The sequence below is a fragment of the Arthrobacter sp. MAHUQ-56 genome, assembly GCF_019710585.1.
Lineage (GTDB): Bacteria > Actinomycetota > Actinomycetes > Actinomycetales > Micrococcaceae > Arthrobacter.
In genome coordinates this window covers 14,497-31,297 of sequence record NZ_JAIFZQ010000007.1, presented here as the reverse complement: position 1 = coordinate 31,297, position 16,801 = coordinate 14,497, and the positions used below count along the sequence as shown (strand labels likewise).

At 59.2% G+C, this 16,801-nt stretch carries 11 protein-coding genes; 5 read left to right on the top strand and 6 right to left on the bottom strand.

The features are described 5' to 3' along the window. Nucleotides 1–209 precede the first annotated feature (209 nt). On the bottom strand, nt 210–902 hold the full coding sequence (locus K4G53_RS03510) for a hypothetical protein (RefSeq protein ID WP_221384125.1): 693 nt from the start codon (nt 900–902) through the stop codon (nt 210–212). Between the two features lie 163 nt (nt 903–1,065). On the opposite strand from K4G53_RS03510, the gene K4G53_RS03505 reads away from it, so the two are divergent. Together K4G53_RS03505 and K4G53_RS03500 are read left to right on the top strand one after the other, a co-directional pair. Then, the gene (locus K4G53_RS03505; RefSeq protein ID WP_221384124.1) at nt 1,066–2,013 is read left to right on the top strand and encodes an FRG domain-containing protein; all 948 of its coding nucleotides are present in this window, start codon (nt 1,066–1,068) and stop codon (nt 2,011–2,013) included. A gap of 806 nt (nt 2,014–2,819) precedes the next feature. Then, nucleotides 2,820–3,698 (top strand): hypothetical protein, encoded by an 879-nt coding sequence (locus K4G53_RS03500; protein WP_221384123.1) that lies wholly within the window; start codon nt 2,820–2,822, stop codon nt 3,696–3,698. Here K4G53_RS03500 and K4G53_RS03495 read toward each other — a convergent pair. Beyond that, nucleotides 3,690–5,501: an N-6 DNA methylase gene (locus tag K4G53_RS03495; protein ID WP_221384122.1), complete on the bottom strand. Its 1,812-nt coding sequence runs from the start codon at nt 5,499–5,501 to the stop codon at nt 3,690–3,692. The two genes, K4G53_RS03500 and K4G53_RS03495, sit on opposite strands and share 9 nt — an antisense overlap. A 588-nt stretch (nt 5,502–6,089) precedes the next feature. Between K4G53_RS03495 and K4G53_RS03490 the strand changes: the two genes are divergently transcribed. Then, the gene (locus K4G53_RS03490; protein WP_221384121.1) at nt 6,090–6,548 is read left to right on the top strand and encodes a helicase associated domain-containing protein; all 459 of its coding nucleotides are present in this window, start codon (nt 6,090–6,092) and stop codon (nt 6,546–6,548) included. A gap of 30 nt (nt 6,549–6,578) precedes the next feature. Here the strand turns inward: K4G53_RS03490 and K4G53_RS03485 are convergent, their stop codons facing one another. Both K4G53_RS03485 and K4G53_RS03480 read right to left on the bottom strand, forming a co-directional pair. Continuing rightward, nucleotides 6,579–6,833 (bottom strand): helix-turn-helix domain-containing protein, encoded by a 255-nt coding sequence (locus K4G53_RS03485; protein WP_221384120.1) that lies wholly within the window; start codon nt 6,831–6,833, stop codon nt 6,579–6,581. Nucleotides 6,834–7,315: 482 nt separating this feature from the next. After that, entirely contained in the window at nt 7,316–10,435 is a 3,120-nt protein-coding gene (locus K4G53_RS03480) for a DUF3427 domain-containing protein (protein WP_260323204.1), read from the bottom strand. A 364-nt stretch (nt 10,436–10,799) separates the two neighbouring features. Between K4G53_RS03480 and K4G53_RS03475 the strand changes: the two genes are divergently transcribed. Both K4G53_RS03475 and K4G53_RS03470 read left to right on the top strand, forming a co-directional pair. Continuing rightward, the gene (locus K4G53_RS03475) at nt 10,800–11,651 is read left to right on the top strand and encodes a DUF1837 domain-containing protein (RefSeq protein ID WP_221384118.1); all 852 of its coding nucleotides are present in this window, start codon (nt 10,800–10,802) and stop codon (nt 11,649–11,651) included. Beyond that, nucleotides 11,636–13,822, top strand: a complete 2,187-nt coding sequence (locus K4G53_RS03470) for a DEAD/DEAH box helicase (protein ID WP_221384117.1) — start codon at nt 11,636–11,638, stop codon at nt 13,820–13,822. Before K4G53_RS03475 ends, K4G53_RS03470 begins: the two co-directional genes overlap by 16 nt. Nucleotides 13,823–14,230: 408 nt before the next feature. Here the strand turns inward: K4G53_RS03470 and K4G53_RS03465 are convergent, their stop codons facing one another. Both K4G53_RS03465 and hisC read right to left on the bottom strand, forming a co-directional pair. Further along, nucleotides 14,231–15,643 carry an amino acid permease gene (locus tag K4G53_RS03465; protein ID WP_221384116.1) on the bottom strand — a complete coding sequence of 471 codons (1,413 nt, stop codon included), beginning with the start codon at nt 15,641–15,643 and terminating at the stop codon, nt 14,231–14,233. Nucleotides 15,644–15,696: 53 nt separating this feature from the next. Beyond that, a complete protein-coding gene (hisC, locus tag K4G53_RS03460) occupies nt 15,697–16,794 on the bottom strand; it encodes a histidinol-phosphate transaminase (protein ID WP_221384115.1) in 1,098 nt (365 codons plus the stop codon). Nucleotides 16,795–16,801 lie beyond the last annotated feature (7 nt).

Genomic DNA, 16,801 nt, shown 5'->3' with positions numbered 1-16,801 from the left:
TTATTGGCTTCTCAGGGGAGTTTATCTGTTGCCCAAGCCCGGCACTGCCTGCCCCGACATTGCTCCCCATATGCAGGCCACGCCTTGAGACAGACCTTGTTGGTTGGCAGAAATCTGCGGCCAGCGCTTTGGGGCACTAACCGTCTATAGGCCGCGATACCCCGTACGTACCTGCACTAGGTACGGGGTGTCGCGGTGGATAGCCGGTACTAGCGATCGTGATGCGCTAGACCGGGTGACGTTCGAGAGTTGATCTCTAGCGTGTAGCCGTGGTTTCTTGTGGTGCCTCCGCCGAAGACACCGAACACCCAGGCCCGGGTATACATGGTCCACCAGTCTCGGAAGGCCTCGTCCAGGCGCTCGGTTATCTTTCGGGTCAGTACTTCACTGTGCTCACTGTGATCATCACCCTTGAGCACCTCAACAGCGAGCCTCTTCCACTGTTCAGATGGTTCGCTTTTGGGGTCGATACTTGGGTTGGCGAGTCGGTCCAGATAATGAAAGCGCCCTCTTGACCCGTACTCCGAAAGTATGTCCAGGAGCTGGTCTATCCACGGGTTGGTTTGCACTCGTTCTACCCATTCAGCAACAACCAGCTGGTCAGCGGCGAGGTGCGCGCGCTGAAGGACCAAACTCCGCCCCATCGTGTCGAGTTTCCAGATGTTATGTCCGTATTCCCTCATCTCAGTTTTAGTTGGCCAACTGTGGCCCTGCGCCTGTTGGCTCACCCCATAAGTGAGCTTGAGAAGTTTTTCAGACCCAAGCGCCAGACAGGAGAAAACTGCGGGCAAGCCGATCGTCGGATATCGCATCTCGCCAAGGAGCTTCAACCCTGACTTGGCCAGGCTCACCGCGTTTCTCGATTCGGCGTCCAGCGCATCGAAGTGGGCATTAACTCTCATGGCGCAACATTAGCTTGTACACCTATGCAATCGATCATTGCGCTGGGGATGCCGCGACAGGGCTTGCAGTGGCGGTAGCAGACGTTGACATCGACGTTCGCGAGTGATTGACGTGTAACAAAAAATCGGACGATTCGGGCTGCCCATTCGCTTAGGGTGAAGTATGAACGAGTCGCCACGCAGCGCTTGGCAAAACAACCGCTGGGCAATACATCCAGAGGACGTTAGTAGTCTCTGGACCCACATTGGCACGCTGAACATGAGCACAGGGCACCATACGCGCATTGTTTGGCGCGGAATGGCGAATGAAGCCTTCGAGGTCACTTCCTCGCTAGTACGAGAACTAGAGAAACGGGGTGTTCGGGCTACCGAGGATGCCGTGCGGTCCGCCGAAGAAGCTTCCATTCAGAATGTTCGCGAATGGGGTATTGGAACCTCCGAACATGGGCATGCCTCAGACCTACATCTGTTGGCGATGATGCAGCATCACAGTGTTCCAACAAGACTTATTGACGTCACCTATAACCCATTAACCGCGTTATGGTTTGCATGCTCAGACATAAGACATTCGCTATCTACAGGAGTTTTGGTGGGCTTCATGGTGGGGTCCGCTCAGTTGATCAAAACCGTCCCCGCCGCAGAACCACCAACGTATGGTTCAATGCAAGATCCATACGGATTTCAATATAAGCACTCTCTCGGGCAAACCCTGGAAACAGGGTTGCCGCTTTTGGTCGAACCTGCAGTCCGCGATGCTCGTATGGTTGCACAGGAGGGCCTTTTCATAACGTCTGCCGTTCCAGAGAGCAGGAACCATGACGCGCCGGTCGCCGGAATACTCCAGCCCAAGAGCATGGAGTACCGCGCAGACCTGGGGAAGTTTCTCATAGAGGGAAAGCGAACAACGCCAACGATGCTCCGCAGTGTCTTCGCAATGGTGGGGTTCACCATAACTCCTCAAATCAAAAACGCCATATTGCCTGTGTTGAACGGAAGTTTCAACCGCTCGTATCGCACCATGTACCCCGATTTTTCTGGCTTTGCTACCTACGAGGGCACGAACCACGTTTCTCGGCAGACAGGACCGGAAGCACCCTTGAACCCGAATTAGTCTCCCAACGCTCCCTCTCCGGTTTCCCTCCTAGCGTCAATGTATGGGATCGATTGCATTAGAGAAGCGCTGGCGGGTATGCGGCGGGCTGCTTGGTAAGCGCGCAAGGTCGTTTGTGTTCAGCCGAATGCCGGCGTAAGGGCAAAGCAGCAAATGGACAAGCCAGATACGAGCACCGCATTGGCCGAAAGGTCAGGTACACGGTTGAGTACAGGCCACGCCGCCATCGGCGAGACGGGGCATTGACCTTGGCCCTTGACAGGAACGACGCCGCAGAGATCGTGGCCGCCCTACGGAGACTGTCCGCTGCTGCGCCCGGCGGCTGCCTTCTATGGACAGGAAACAACGTACGAGGGTTCGGCCGGTTGCGCTATCGGGGCAGGGATCTGCGGGTACACCGCGTGATTGCCCAGGCGTGCTGGGGTATGTGCCGCGCCGAGTTCGACAGACCTGCGGATAAAAGCTCTGTTGCGCTCCAACGCACCTGATCGAGTCACGATGAACTGCCCTTACTGCGCGGAACTTGTGCCCCCGACCCGCACCGTGGGCCACCAACTGACGGACGCACCTAGGACTTCCCGCCGGAACTCGAATACCTAAACCAAGACCCGGCCATTCCGGTGGAACAGATGGTCGCTGCCCCAACGGGACCACGCCCTTCGTCGCAGCGTTCGTGCCAAATGCGCTCTCAATGTTACGAGGCTGAGACGCCGCTTAGTAGATGTTAATGGGGCCAGTGAGATGCAGCCCCTGGAAATACCAACGTCGAATTAGGATGCAACGCAGACAGCGTTTAGCCTAAGGGCGTGGCCTACGACTATGAGCAACTGTACAAGACACTGACTAGACGCTATGGGGATGTTTCTCCCGAAGCGCTTATAAAAGTTCTCTGTCCGATGCACGTTCCAATCGCAACATTAGACAAGACCATACATAAGTTGCCCGGACAACAGCATTGGAGAGCTACCTTCACTGCCGCGATAACCAGCGAATCGCAGAGTGTTCTAAGCGTTGGCAGGACCGGAAAGTTCATCGCAGCTGGCCACCTTAACGGCGCGGCCTGGAAAGAGGTTGCAAAGGGGCGCATCCTGTCGATTTCGTCCGACGGGAAAACGGCAATCGGTGAAGTGTATGTTGGCAGCAAACGCAGCGACCTTGAACTTGCGGTACAGGAGCTTTGTGAAGCCGACTTCTTGGAGATAGACCAATTTGGTGCTTCAGCGAAAATCCTAAGCGCGTTGGCTGAATCTTCCTTGGCGACTTCCCTTGAGGAGGCAGGCTATGCAGTTAGGCGTATGCCCGAAGATACGGCCAAGCACATTGGAAACTATGCTAACTACGACTTCGAAGTCACCCGCGACGGCGTCACGAAGAAGGTTGAAGTGAAGTCGCTGTGGGGGACAGACACGCGTTACGCTCGCCTTATTCACAGCACTGGCCGGGACTACCCGACGAGTAGTTGCAAGTTCGCTACGCAAGATTTTTTCGCGGTCAGTCTATTCCTCAGGACTGGTGACATCTCAGACTTTGCCTTCGCGCGTAGTCGTCCTGACGACGAATCGCCAAACCATCTCGGGCTACCCAGGGCACGAAAGTTTCCTGACCACGTCAATCAGAATCCATTGTGTACCCTGGGCACCGGAGTTTGGTTTTCGTCACTTGACGATGTGTGGGACTTACCCTGACGTTCCCGGACCGGCCTGCAAAACGGCCGTCTGGAGCTGTCCGTCGATTTGACGCAGTTCGATCAGCTTCGAACGCATCTGCTCGCTGAGAGAGTTGAGAGACTCAATATCATCGACGGCCAAAGGCAAGTAGACCTCCGGGAGGCATTCAGCATCTATGGCCGGGTATGCGATCCCAACATTGTTCTGCATCAATTGTTCCGTCACCAAGTCGGATTTCAGCAGGGCGGCCAGAGCTATCCCGTCTACACCATTGGGGCGCAATACTGCGAAGCCTGTGGTACAGATTGCCCCGTCTAACCAAGGGGGAACGACGCCAATCGAGCGGCGTTCCGGCCGAACAGTGGACACCAGAACATCGCCGGCTCTGACTCTTTGACGAGCCCGGCTTGGAGCATCGGCACACCTCACAGATTTACTGCCGACAAATACCTGCTGGCCATCGACATCGGATATCTCGATGTATGAGAAGGTTTCAGCGCCAGATCTCCTAGGATCCTGGCGCTCGGAAGCGAGGTTCGCAAGCTCTCGCACACCGACGGCGCGCCCCATCGACACGGCCTGTTGAATAAGGGCGGCTGCCGGAGAGGCGTGATAGCCAGCATCCCACCGTCCCGCTTCGTCAATATTTTTGGTCACAACTTTGTCGTTAGACGTACCTGTCCTAAGCAGTTCGAGCAGAGAGGGCAAGTCACCAGATGAATGATAGGACTTGGAACGCTGGGACCCCCTGGTCGACACTGAGTATCCGATGTCATGACAGACAGCGAATCTCGCTGGCACGGGAGCCGCCGACGATTTTCTGAGGTGGAGGATGGATGTTTTTGTTGTTGTTCCCGCGGCGGCAAATGTGACAGAAGGCAGGGAGATAACAGTCCTGACTTCGATATCCGGAGCCAACCCCTTCCGCAGATCCGCAAATATGCCCTTGTTCGTCAGAATGGAGTCGGGCACGACAGCTAAAAGTTGGCCGCCTGGGCGTAGCCAGTCGATATAGCGTTCCATGAACAAGAGCTCGGAATCTACAGCCCTCGGACGACGTGTGCTCCAGGCGCTGGCGATTCGGTAGGCCCTAATCTCATCCGCTTCGAAGGTGGCGCCGAAGGGTGGATTAGTGAGAATAAGTCCGACCTTCCCGCACAAGGCATCCGAGATCTCACCGTCTTGGTCTTCCCGCGCCAAACCGTTGGCTAGATGAAGCCGTGTTGCTGAAGACCCGAAAGTTGCGAGATTAGCTGTTGCAAGCCGAACCATACGCTCGCTCTTGTCTATTCCTGCTACGAGTTCGCGAGCCGCCAAAGACGACCATTCGGGTAACGGGCCAAACGAGCCTTCCAGTTCGGCGTGAGCCGAGCGGACAAATTCCGCTAGAAAGGATCCAACTCCGCATGAGGGATCTAGAACTTGGCCGAACTCATCAAAGTTCCCCTCCGCCAGCGACTTTCTTTCATCTTCAGAGAGTTCCTCCAGGGCAAGGTTGACCATGAACGAGACCACCTCGGAGGGAGTGAGGTACTGCCCGAGTTCTTTTTCATCAGTGAATGAGTCAGCAAGGAACCGACCGAAGGCGTCGTTTATTAGGTCGGCGTCGCTACCCGGTCCCGTTGATATCGCCTGAAACCCGTCAAATGCTCGCAGCACATCCGCGGCCAACAAGTCTTCATCCTCGCGAAGAGTGAGATGAAAATCGGCTGGCGTCATCTCGTGAGCCAACGACACGGGAAGGTGTAGGGAAACCATTTCTTCGACGAAAGCAATCAGGACCTTGGCAGCGCTTCGACCCCCGAATTCTGATTCGATCATGAGATGACTCCCGATGCCGGACCCACTATGCCGGACCGAGACCGAGTGAGCAAACATGAGTCGCCCGATTTCATCTAGCGCTTCATTGCGCGAAGAGAGACGCCCTCTCCGATGAAAAGCCTCACGGATCCCGCCCAAGGTTTGGTTGAGGGCCTGTTGTCGGTCCGTTCTAGTGGCGACCTCGGAATCTGCGGCCCGTGCTAGTTCACGGAGTTTTCCTTCTGTAACTGCTCTTATGCCGCCGCCTCCTTTGGCCCACCTTTTTATGCTGTCTGTAGACACGTCCAACTCGGCGGCGAGGGCGGCTGGGGACCAGCCCCTATCAGTAAGGCTGGCAATGATCGTCTGAACCAAGTGATCCTCCGTGACTAGTTTTTTCATGCACGACGCTAACACGACGTGTATGTCTTAGCGGGGATGCGGACAGGCATGTCGCATGGGATTGGGTCACATCGTGAGCAGAAGTCGTCCTTGGGACCGCTGAGCAAAGTTTCTTAGCGTCATCTCGTCGCTCCAGCGGGAACGACTGAAACGACAAAGGACTGATCAACATCACCACACGCAAGACCCGCCAAGCTCACCGGGGAAATGACCGAACTTCCATCCCGGGCCCTCGCCAGCGAAGCCGCAGCCGCTGAATCGGTTGCAATGGATGTCGAAGCTCCCACAGACGAGGTTGCCGACGCCATCGCCGAACTTGAGGCCGAAGCGAACGGAACCCAAAAGGCGAAGAAAGAACCGAAAGCCAAGAAGGGCACCGACGTCTCACGCGAACTGCACCCACGCAAAGTCGGGGGCAACGACTGGCCTCGACACAACAAGACCGAGGACCGCGACGAACGCGTTCTGGGGGTCTGGCTGCACACCCAGCGCATCGACTACCGCGCCGGGAAGCTAACGGCAGCTAAAGAAGCCGAACTCAATACAGTCATACCGGGCTGGCGGCAGGGCCGGGCTCACAGGGGCAGGCACAGACGACCAAAGAACCAGCAATCACCAGTAACGGGGGGATCAGTGGGCATCGAGCCTGCTTCGGAGGATAGGTAAAAAGCACTCATAACACCTAACTGCACCTAACTACTCCTGCTCGCCGGTCTCCGTGCCATCTTCGAGCTCGCCGGCAGCAATCCGCTCAGCTGTGCGCCGGTACGCTTGCTCAATGTAGTCCTCCACGTCCTGGCGGCCGATGCGCCACAGGCCCCTCCCCCCGACCTGAAGAGCCCGCAACTCCCCTGTCCTGATAAGGCCCTGAACAAGACTTTGCTTCACGTTCAACTCATCTGCGACCTGCGCCAGGGTCAGGAAACGGGATTGGTTTAGTTCAGCAGTCACTGGCCTATCCTATGGGGGTTGGTTGCTGGGTTGCTGTTGCTGGAACCACCCATCCGCACGAACCTCTCTCAAAACCAGAAGCAGGGTGTGAGGCCTCCCCGTCATCCCGGGAACAAATCGCACCAGCGCCAATTAGCGGGCAAAACAGCCCCTCCCACCGACCTGAAAAGCGCGCAACTCCCCCGCCCTGATGAGACCTTGAACGAGGCCTTGTTTCGCATATAACTCATCGAATCTGCGCCAGGGTCAAGAATCGTGGCTGGGTCGGATCAGCAGTCACCCAGCCATCCTGTCCCTGGGCCTATCTCGGGAACCGCCATGGGCTCGGTCCGATGAATACGACTTGGTGCCCTCGGCTTTACCTTGGAGATCGACATCATACCGGTTTTGCGATACAGATACCGCCGTAAGACGGTCCTGCCGCATCATCCGGGATGGAACACAAGGGCGGACGTATGTCGTCCGCAGGATCTGAGGCTCGGTTATTGAGCTACGGCAGCAGCCGTCGCGAACACATCCGCCGGCATCGCTCGATCCAGCTTCCATGTAATGGCTATCGGCTTCTCCCCGGAGTGCTGAACATAGTCCACCTGCCCCAAGCACGTGTAAGGAACCGTCAACCCGGTCTCATCGTCTGCCGTGTCCCTTGTGAAGATCAGAATCTTGGAGCCGTGGGATGCCCGGTCCAAGTAGCGCCGACCAGTCGGGCTGTTCGGTGAGGTAGCGTTTTGCGACTCCCAGTGAAACAGCTCAGGACTGATGGCGTAGTCCTTGTACATTGTCGTCGCCGAGTGCTTCTTGTCGTCCTTGTTCAGGGTGACAAAGAAGGCGTCTGTAGAAGTCGCAGGGCACCAGGCAACCCCCTCACGGTGCTGGACGTTCTTGCCCTGTTCCAGCGAGCCGTACTGCAGCGCCGCCAGAACTTCCTCGCGCCGATATGTGGCATGCGAGAGCAGCGGGATGTGCTGCAGCCCTGCGCCTAGGCTCTTTGCTGCATGCTTTGATGCGGCCGCTCCAAGCTTGACCACCTGGCGGATCTCGCGGCACACAAACTGGTAACCGCGCAGGTGGTCCAGCCCGTCGTCGTACGTTGTGAATCCTCCGCCGTCATCCCAGAGCGTGTAGAACAGCATGCGTGCGAAGGCCTGCTCGCGCATGCCAAGCTCCGCGTAGCGGGGCGCGTCGGGAGCGACCAGCATGGAATAGGCGGCGGAACGTTCAGGATCGTCCACGTGAATCAGCGCGGCCATCCGGCCCAGCAGCTTCTTTTCCTCCGCGTCCGACAGCTCCACGAGCTTCCCCCGCAGCACGGTCTCAAGGGGTGAGTACCCTTCGATCAGCCCCGCCTGCCGGAGATAACCGGTCCACGAGTCCTTGGTGGACCGGTAGATCGTCTTCACGTCGTTCCCGGACCGCTCCAGATAGGACTCCAGCTCGGTCTCGGCATACGAGGCGATGTCCCGGACCAGCTGTGCCCGGTTGAACCGGAGCTGTGCCTTGATGTTGTCCAGCACCACCTTCTGCGCCACCTGGTCCAGCACGATCTGCGAGCCCGACGGCAGGTACGGGAACTCGTCCTCGACAGCCTTCTCCAGCTCCTTTCTCCCGTAGCCGGTCAGCGCCCGGTAGCGCAGGTCAAAGCGGAACTCACGGCGCTGCTGACCGATGAAATCCAGGACCGTCAGCACCGCTTTGCCCTCGGCACGGCGCAGTCCGCGTCCCAGCTGCTGGAGGAAGACCGTGGCGCTCTGCGTGGGCCGGAGCAGCAGGATTGTGTCCACCTGCGGCAGGTCCAGGCCTTCGTTGAAAAGGTCGACGGCGAAGATGCAGTTGAGCTCCCGCTGGCCCAGGCGCCTGAGGGCTTCCTCGCGGTCAGCATTGTCTGTGGTGCCGTCGACGGCGACGGAGGCAATGCCGGCCCGGTTGAACACCTCGGCCATGTAGCGGGCGTGCTGGACCGAAACGCAGAAGCCGATGGCCCGCATCTGGTCGGTGCTGGTGACCTTGTCGCGGAGTTCGCGGATCACCTTGGCGGCGCGGGCGTCGTTTCCGGTGTAGAGGGCGCTCAGCTGGGTGGTGTCGTAGTTGCCGCGCTTCCACTCCAACTGGCTCAGGTCGACGTCGTCCGAGACGCCGAAATAGTGGAAGGGAACCAGCAGGTCGGCGTCGAGGGCATCCCAGAGCCGCAGTTCACTGGCTGTCCGGCCATCGAAGAACTGCTGGGCGACGTCGACGCCGTCGCCGCGCTCCGGTGTCGCCGTGAGTCCGAGGAGCTGCTGCGGTTTCAGATAGTCCAGCAGGCGGCGGTACGTGGACGCCATGGCATGGTGGAACTCATCGATGACCACGACATCGAAGAAGTCAGGCTCCAGCTGCTCGATGCCGAGGGAAGACAGCGACTGGACGGACGCGAAGATGTGCTTCCACTCCTGCGGCTTGTGGTCCCCCACGTAGAGCTCACCGAAGGCGCCGTCCTGCATGACGTCGCGGTAGGTGCGCATCGCCTGCTTAAGAATCTCCTGGCGATGGGCGACGAAGAGCAGTTTGAGGTCACGGCCGGCAGTCTCGCTTAGCCGTTTGTAGTCCAAAGCGGCGACGACTGTTTTGCCGGTGCCCGTGGCAGCGACCAGGAGATTGCTGTTGAAACCCTTGAGCCGCTCCGCTTCCAGGTCCTCCAGCATCTCCTCCTGATGCAAGAACGGCTGAACCTCAAGCCCAGTGGCGGCATCCGGGGCCGCGATACGGCGGCCGCCGTTCCGTTCCAATGCCGCGTCCAGCTTCTCGCCGTCGCGTTCCGGATCGTAGCTTTGGAAGGCACGCTGCTCCCAGTAGCTGTCGAAAGTGACCTCGAACTTCTGCAGCAGGGCAGGCGTTGCGACGGAACTGAGCCGGACGTTCCATTCCAGCCCGTCGAGAAGGGCAGCCTGGCTCAGGTTGGAGCTGCCTACGTAGGCGGTGTCGAATCCAGTGTTGCGGCGGAACAGCCAGGCCTTGGCATGCAACCGCGTTGCCTGCGTCTCGTAGCTGATCTTCACTGCGGCCCCGTACCGGTTGACGAGCTCGTCAATGGCGCGGCGTTCGGTGGCGCCCATGTAAGTTGTGGTGATGACCCGGAGCTTGGCGCCGCGCTCCTTGAGTTGCTCAAGGGCAGGCTCCAGAAGCCTGAGGCCGGTCCAGCGGACAAAGGCGCAGAGGAGGTCGACAGTGTTGGCGGATTCCATTTCGGCCCGAAGCTCGGCGGAGAGGTTGGGTTCGTCCTTGCCGTTGGTGAGAAGCGCTGAGTCGCTTAGTCTTGTCATTGGTCGGCGGAGATGCCGGCGCTTGAGTGCATTCGTGCGGTGGAGTGACTGGAGCTGGGTCGGGCCAGCGGCGATGCGGTCTGGTGTTTGCAGTTCCTGGAGGAGTCGGTTTGCGAGGGTGACCCTGTCCGTTGGTTTGGCAGCGGCGAGGGCTTGGCGAACGGAATCGGCTACGTGGCGGGCGAGGACGTCCGGAATATCGTCATCTTCTATGTCCGCGAAGATCGGCTGCAGTCCGGAGGATTGGTTTAGGCGCGAATTGAGCAGATCTGTGCTGAGTAGTTCGTACAATCCTTCGGGCAGCCTCTCGGCGGCCTCGCCCCCAATGACATTGTTCACTTCGCCAGGGTATTGGGCGGGAGTGTTAAATACGAGCAGGACCGCGCCAGGAATGGCCCGCCGGTGGCCGTAGAAGCATGATCGACAGGTTGCATTCGCTACCAAAACGAACATGAACCAAGATAAAGAATGCCATCAGCACGTAATAGGACTTGTCCGCCAATTTGCTGCTCAGGGCAGGGTCTTGCAAGCCTGTTCTTTGGGCCAATATATGGAAACGGCTACGTCGTGCCACGGATCCTCACTAAGCGCAAGTAGCATAAGCACAAGCAAAAGCACCGTATAAGTGGGGGAACCAGTGGCAGGGCCGTCGCATCCGAGCACCGTCTTGGATGTCATCGTCTCGGATGTCGAAACAGATGTCCGCTTGCTTGGCGTCTGCGCTGGCTACGAAAGCCAGGAGTGGCGCTATAAGCAACTGGTGGGCGATTTCATCCGCTGGGCACCTGACTGGATCCTGAAAAAGTCCGAAATCAGGGACCTGGGAGGCCACAACATGATGGACCTCGCAGCCAAGGCTTTGAAGCGGATTTACATCAGCGAGAAGTATGAGCACCGTGGCGAACTCGGGGAACTCCTGCTTCACATGATTCTTCGCAAGTTCATGGGCGCTGACAGGGCCATCAGCCGCATCTTTTTCAAGGACGCCCCCAACGATACGGTCAAGGGCTTCGACGGAATATTCGTGGTTCCTGTTGAGGATGAGGCTGGCCAAACGGAACTGGAACTGTGGCTGGGAGAGTCCAAGTTTTACAAGGATTCAGCCCGTGGTGTCCGTGATGTGCTCGAAGAACTGGAACTGCATTTAGCCACGGACTATTTGCGCACTGAGTTTGCTGCTATCACAGACAAGATCGAGCCCGACTGGGAACATGCCTCGCAACTGGCCAAATTGCTTGACGAAAGCGTTTCACTGGATGAGGTTTTCAAGCGGGTTGTCATCCCCGTGTTCATCACCTTCGACTCCGAAATCACGGAGCGGCACCGAACTCACACCGCGGAGTATGTAGCCGAGATGACAGCCTTCGTTAAGCAACAGTATTCAGGATTCCAAAAGCGCATTGCAGACAGGAATTTGCCTGCAAGCATCCGGGTTCACCTGATTCTCATGCCTCTTGCCACCAAGGAAAAGTTGCAGTCCGAGTTCGATAGGAGGCTGAAAGCATGGCAGCAACTCTGACGGACATCAAGAAAGTCCTGAATTCCCAGAAGCCTGTTCCTGACCCGTTCGGCCTGCTGCACTCCATCACTACCCTTACTGCTACTCACGGTCATACTCCTGAATTGCGGGAACTGGTTGTCCGGGCGCTGGACAAGACTGAACAGTTCCAAAAGGAAAAGCCGCTACTGATGGCACTGGCACGGGAATTTGGCCTGTATCCCTACATGGAGCAGGAAGGGCTGACCCTCACTGATGCACTGGCCGTGGAAATGCATCGCCCGGACAACCTTGATGGCGTGGTGTTTTCCAGCATTCAGGCGGCGGTGTATCTGGACTTGATGGAGGGCCGGAACGTTATCCTGTCCGCTCCCACTTCGTTCGGCAAATCTCTGATCGTGGATGCTCTTATAGCCAGTGGAAAGTATGACAATGTAGTGCTCATTGTGCCGACCATCGCTCTCATTGACGAGACGAGACGGCGATTGAGCGACCATCAAACGGGCCACAAGATCTACACGCATCCCGGTCAGGCCTACGCAGAGCGCAACCTGTTTGTCTTAACGCAGGAGCGCTACCTTGCCCTAGAAAATCCGCCCCGCCCGGACCTGTTTTTCGTTGATGAGTTTTACAAGTTAGATGAGCGCAGCGGCGGCAAAGTCAGTGGCCGTGCAGCCCTCCTGAATCAAGCCCTCTATCAACTGATGAAAACCGGGGCTCAGTTCTATCTCGCTGGCCCGAACATCCACGAACTTTCCGCCATGGTGCCAACCAACGTGTCGCGGACTTTGCGGGTTACGGATTTTTCCACCGTGGCGGCGAACGTGCACCGGCTTCCGTCAAACAGCGCTGAACAACGTAAAGCGATGGTGAAAATGCTGGCATCCACCCTGACTGGCGGCACCATGATATATTGCGGCAGTCCTAGACGCGTCCGGGAAGTAGTGGGCTGGCTGACAGAGGATGAGAACGGTACTTACGGGGCTGGAATGCCGGAGGCGGCTGATTGGCTGGAGCGTGAATATAGCGAGGACTGGGCCTTACCTAAGGCTTTGCGGAAGGGAATTGGTTCCCATCACGGACGGCTCCCGCGCTGGTTGGCCCACAAAGTTGTTTCTGGCTTCAATGAACGGAGGCTTGGAGTGCTGGTATGCAATAACACCTTGATTGAAGGCGTAAACACCACTGCCAAGAACGTCATCGTCCTTGACCGCACCCTTGCCCGACGCACGTACAATTTTTTTACGTTTATGAACATCAGGGGCCGGGGTGGCCGGATGTTCAAGCACTTCGTTGGCGACATCTTTTTGTTCCACGATGCCCCAGAGCCAGAGATCAATGCGGTGGACATTCCGGGGCTGAGTCAGAGCGAGGATGCTCCAACCTCCCTGCTGCTTTCCATTGAGGCTGAGGACTGGACCGAGCGCACCAACGAACGGCTTAATCCTGTCCTTTCCCAACGGGTGTTGAGTCTGGAAACGATGAGGGCGAATCAGGGTGTGGCTCCTGAGGCCCAGATTCAGTTAGCCGAGCACCTGCAGCAGTTGCCGGTTTCACGCACGAGGAATCTGATCTGGACCACCGCATATCCCAACCACAGCCAGTTGGCAGCGCTGATGGATTTGATTTGGGATTACATCCCTCCTGACGGAGCAACACGCCACGGTGCTGTGTCCGCTTCCCAGTTGACCCTATACACGTTCTGGGTGGCTGGTGCTGAGGGGAATCTTCGGGAGGTCATGGACCGGTTCACGCAACCGAACCCGCAATATGATGGCAAAGAGACCCATGACGACAAGGTCGATAAGGCCTTCGATTTCATGCGCTTCTGGATTGACCACAATCTCCCCATGCTGGTCCGTGCAGTGGACAGGATTGCTGAGGAAGTTTTTACTCGCCGTGGCATCACTCCGGGCAAGTATGGTGGCTTCGCTTCCCGGATGGAGGATGGCTTCCAACCTCACCTGCTCCTGACCTTGGAGGAGTATGGGATTCCTGTTCAGATTTCCAAGAAACTGACTCGTTGGATCTCCGGCTACCGATCCCTTGATGAACTGTTGGAGCGGATTGCAGACCTCCCGTCAGAAGCGCTGTCCGGGCTGGACTCCTTTGAGCGGGAAACTGTGTTCGCCACGATGCAAAGCCTGAGGCCGAGCAGTGGGCCGCAACAGCTCGGAATCTGGATGCAGTGATGCATTTGTCCGTCCTCATACACTGGTTTATTGTCATGGCTGAACAGGGCAAGGCACCCCAAGACCTGACCCTGCAATTCCTTGGTGAAGTGGACTCCACGAGTGTATGCAGCCTGAAATAGGACTAGAGGACGATGTCAGCAGCCCTCAGGAATGGGCTTCGGCTCTTGAAGCGGCTTACTAGAACGAGCGACGTTCGTGCAGGTAACTGGATAACCAAGATAACAGACTGTCCTTCCTCTGGATTCACGTCCTCTTCGGGAACGAAACCGGACCACCCGGCGTTGCTGCCCGTCGCCTGTCATAGAACTTGCCCGACCGGCATCGAGGACGAAGGGCACGCCCGACTAAACCCGGACGCGCCCTTCGTGTGCCCTGAACCCGCGAAGGAATTCGGCAACGCCTGAATCAGTCGATGAACACCGGCTGCTTGTTACCGTCAGGAGATTCGACGTGAGGCAGAGCGCCACGCTTCCTGTGGTTCACCCAGTTAGCCACCGCCAGCAGTGCCACGAGCCCGAAAGTGCTCAGGAGCTGGGGCCGGGACTCTTCGCCGATGAAGCCCACCGTGAAGATTGCGGTCAGGATGAGCAGCCCCACCACGGTCAGCCACGGGAAGCCGGGCATCCGCAGGGGAAGCTCCGTCCCCTCGCGGTCGGCACGCAGACGCAGCGCGAGCTGGGCGAGGAGCGCGGACGTCCACACCAGCAGACAGGTCGAACCCACAATGTTCAGCAGGACGCCAAGGACCATCTCGGGGAAAGCCAGCTCCAGCACAACCGTGACCACGCCGAAGGCAACGCTGGCCAGGACCGCGACCACCGGGACCCGGGCCTTGGACACAGAGGCCAGCCACCGCGGCGCCTCGCCCCGCTCGGCCAGGGAGTACGCCATTCGGGAGGCACCGTAGAGGTTGGCGTTGAGAGCGGACAGCAGTGCCGCGACAGCCACCAGAGTGATGGCCGTGGCCGCACCCGGCATGCCGGCGGCGTCCAGCACAGCGGCGAAGGGGCTCTTCAGCCCCGCTGAGCCCACCGGAACCACTGCCGCAATCACAAAAATGGCGCCGATGTAGAACACCAGGATCCGCCACAGCACCGTCCGGACCGCCTTCTTCACGCTGTGGGCCGGCTCAGCGGTCTCGGCGGCAGCCACGGACACAATCTCGGTGCCGCCGAACGCAAAGGCCACCACAAACAAAGCCGTCGCAATCCCGCCGAACCCGTTGACCGCGAAGCCCTCCCCCATGAAGTTGGTCAGGCCCGGCGACTGCAGGCCCGGAATCAAGCCAAACAGCAGGGCAAAGCCCACCAGCAGGAACCCGACAATCGCCGCCACCTTCAGCAGGGCGAACCAGAACTCGAACTCACCGAAGTTCTTCACGCTGGTCAGGTTCACTGCGGTGAGTACCACGATGAACATCAAGGCCATCAGCCATACCGGCAGGGCGGGGAAGATGGTGGCCAGCAGGCCAGCCGCACCAAGTGCTTCGGCGGCGATGACCACCACCAACTGGATCCACCAAAGCCAGCCCACCGTGGCACCGGCCACCGGACCGTAGGCCTTGGCGGTGTAGACGGAGAAGGCTCCGCTGTCCGGGTTGGCCGCGGCCATCTCGCCGAGGGCCCACATCACCAAGATGATGAGCGTGCCGGCCACGAGGTAGGAGATCAGCACCGCCGGGCCGGCGGCCTGGATGCCGGCGCCGGAGCCGATGAACAGGCCCGCGCCGATGGCGCTGCCGAGCCCCATCATGGTGAGCTGGCGGGGTTTCAGTGCCGCGCCGAGGGGGCGGGCAGACGTCGTTGTCTGGTGTTCCATGGGGATTCCTCTTACTTGTAGGTGGAACGTATTGGGAAGGGGTTAAAAAGGTGTCAGGCGGCGCGTGCTGCGAGGAGCCGGAGCACGCGGTTGTTGGAGGCGGGGTCGGCCACGGTGATCCGCACGCCGTCGCCCAGGTACGCGCGGACCAGGATGCCCGCGGCGTCGAAGGCTTCGACAAGCCGCGCGAGTAGCGGGTCATCGGCCCGGAGCCACAGGAAGTTGCCCTGGCTCGGCTGCAGGTTCCAGCCCTGGGCCTTCAGCTCGGCGGCCATCCGGGCGCGCTCCTGCTTGACCAAGGAAACCCGCGCTGCCATCTCCTCCCCCGCGTCCAGCGACGCGATGGCTGCCTTCTGCGCCAGCGCGCTCACGGCGAACGGCAGGGCGGTGCGGCGCAAACCCTCGGCGATTGCCGCCGTCGTAATTGCATACCCGACGCGCAGGCCGGCGAGCCCGTAGGCCTTGGAGAAGGTGCGCAGGATGCAGACGTTCGGGTACCGGCGGTAGAGCGCCAGGGAATAGGGGCCGCTGCCGGCGTCCGCGTATTCCACGTAGGCCTCGTCGATCACCACCAGGACGTCGGAGCGGACGGACTGCAGGAAGGCCTCGAGGCGGCGGTGGCTGATCGGCACGCCGGTGGGGTTGTTGGGCGTGCAGAGCAGGACCACCTTGGTGCGGTCGGTGACGGCAGCGGCCATGGCGTCGAGATCGTGGCCCTCGGCGTCGTCCAGCGGGACGCGGACCGGCCGGGCGCCGGCCAGCTCCACCAGGATGGGGTAGGCCTCAAAGGAGCGCCACGCGAAGACCACCTCGTCCCCGGCGTCGCACAGTCCGGTGATGATCTGCTGCAGGACGCCCACGCTGCCGGGACCCACCGCCACTTCCTCCGCGGTGACGCCCAGATGCCGGGCGATGCCTTCGCGGAGTTCGACGGCGGCCATGTCCGGGTAGCGGTTCATCCTGCCTGCCGCTTCGACCACCGCAGCGGTGGCCGCGGGCAGGGGCTCGTAATGGCTTTCGTTGCTGGCGAGGGCGGCGATGTCGGCACCGAGGCTGCGCCGCCCCGGGACGTACGCGGGAAGGCCGGTAACGGCACTGCGTAGGGTGGGCAACGCGTTTATTGGTTCGGCCAGGAGTTGATCAGGGCTCATGAAGACC

Coding starts and splice junctions, on each gene's coding strand:
- K4G53_RS03510 (WP_221384125.1), bottom strand. CDS start 902: ATGAGAGTTAATGCCCACTTCGATGCGCTGGACGCCGAATCGAGAAAC.
- K4G53_RS03505 (WP_221384124.1), top strand. CDS start 1,066: ATGAACGAGTCGCCACGCAGCGCTTGGCAAAACAACCGCTGGGCAATA.
- K4G53_RS03495 (WP_221384122.1), bottom strand. CDS start 5,501: ATGATCGAATCAGAATTCGGGGGTCGAAGCGCTGCCAAGGTCCTGATT.
- K4G53_RS03490 (WP_221384121.1), top strand. CDS start 6,090: ATGACCGAACTTCCATCCCGGGCCCTCGCCAGCGAAGCCGCAGCCGCT.
- K4G53_RS03470 (WP_221384117.1), top strand. CDS start 11,636: ATGGCAGCAACTCTGACGGACATCAAGAAAGTCCTGAATTCCCAGAAG.
- K4G53_RS03465 (WP_221384116.1), bottom strand. CDS start 15,643: ATGGAACACCAGACAACGACGTCTGCCCGCCCCCTCGGCGCGGCACTG.
- hisC (WP_221384115.1), bottom strand. CDS start 16,794: ATGAGCCCTGATCAACTCCTGGCCGAACCAATAAACGCGTTGCCCACC.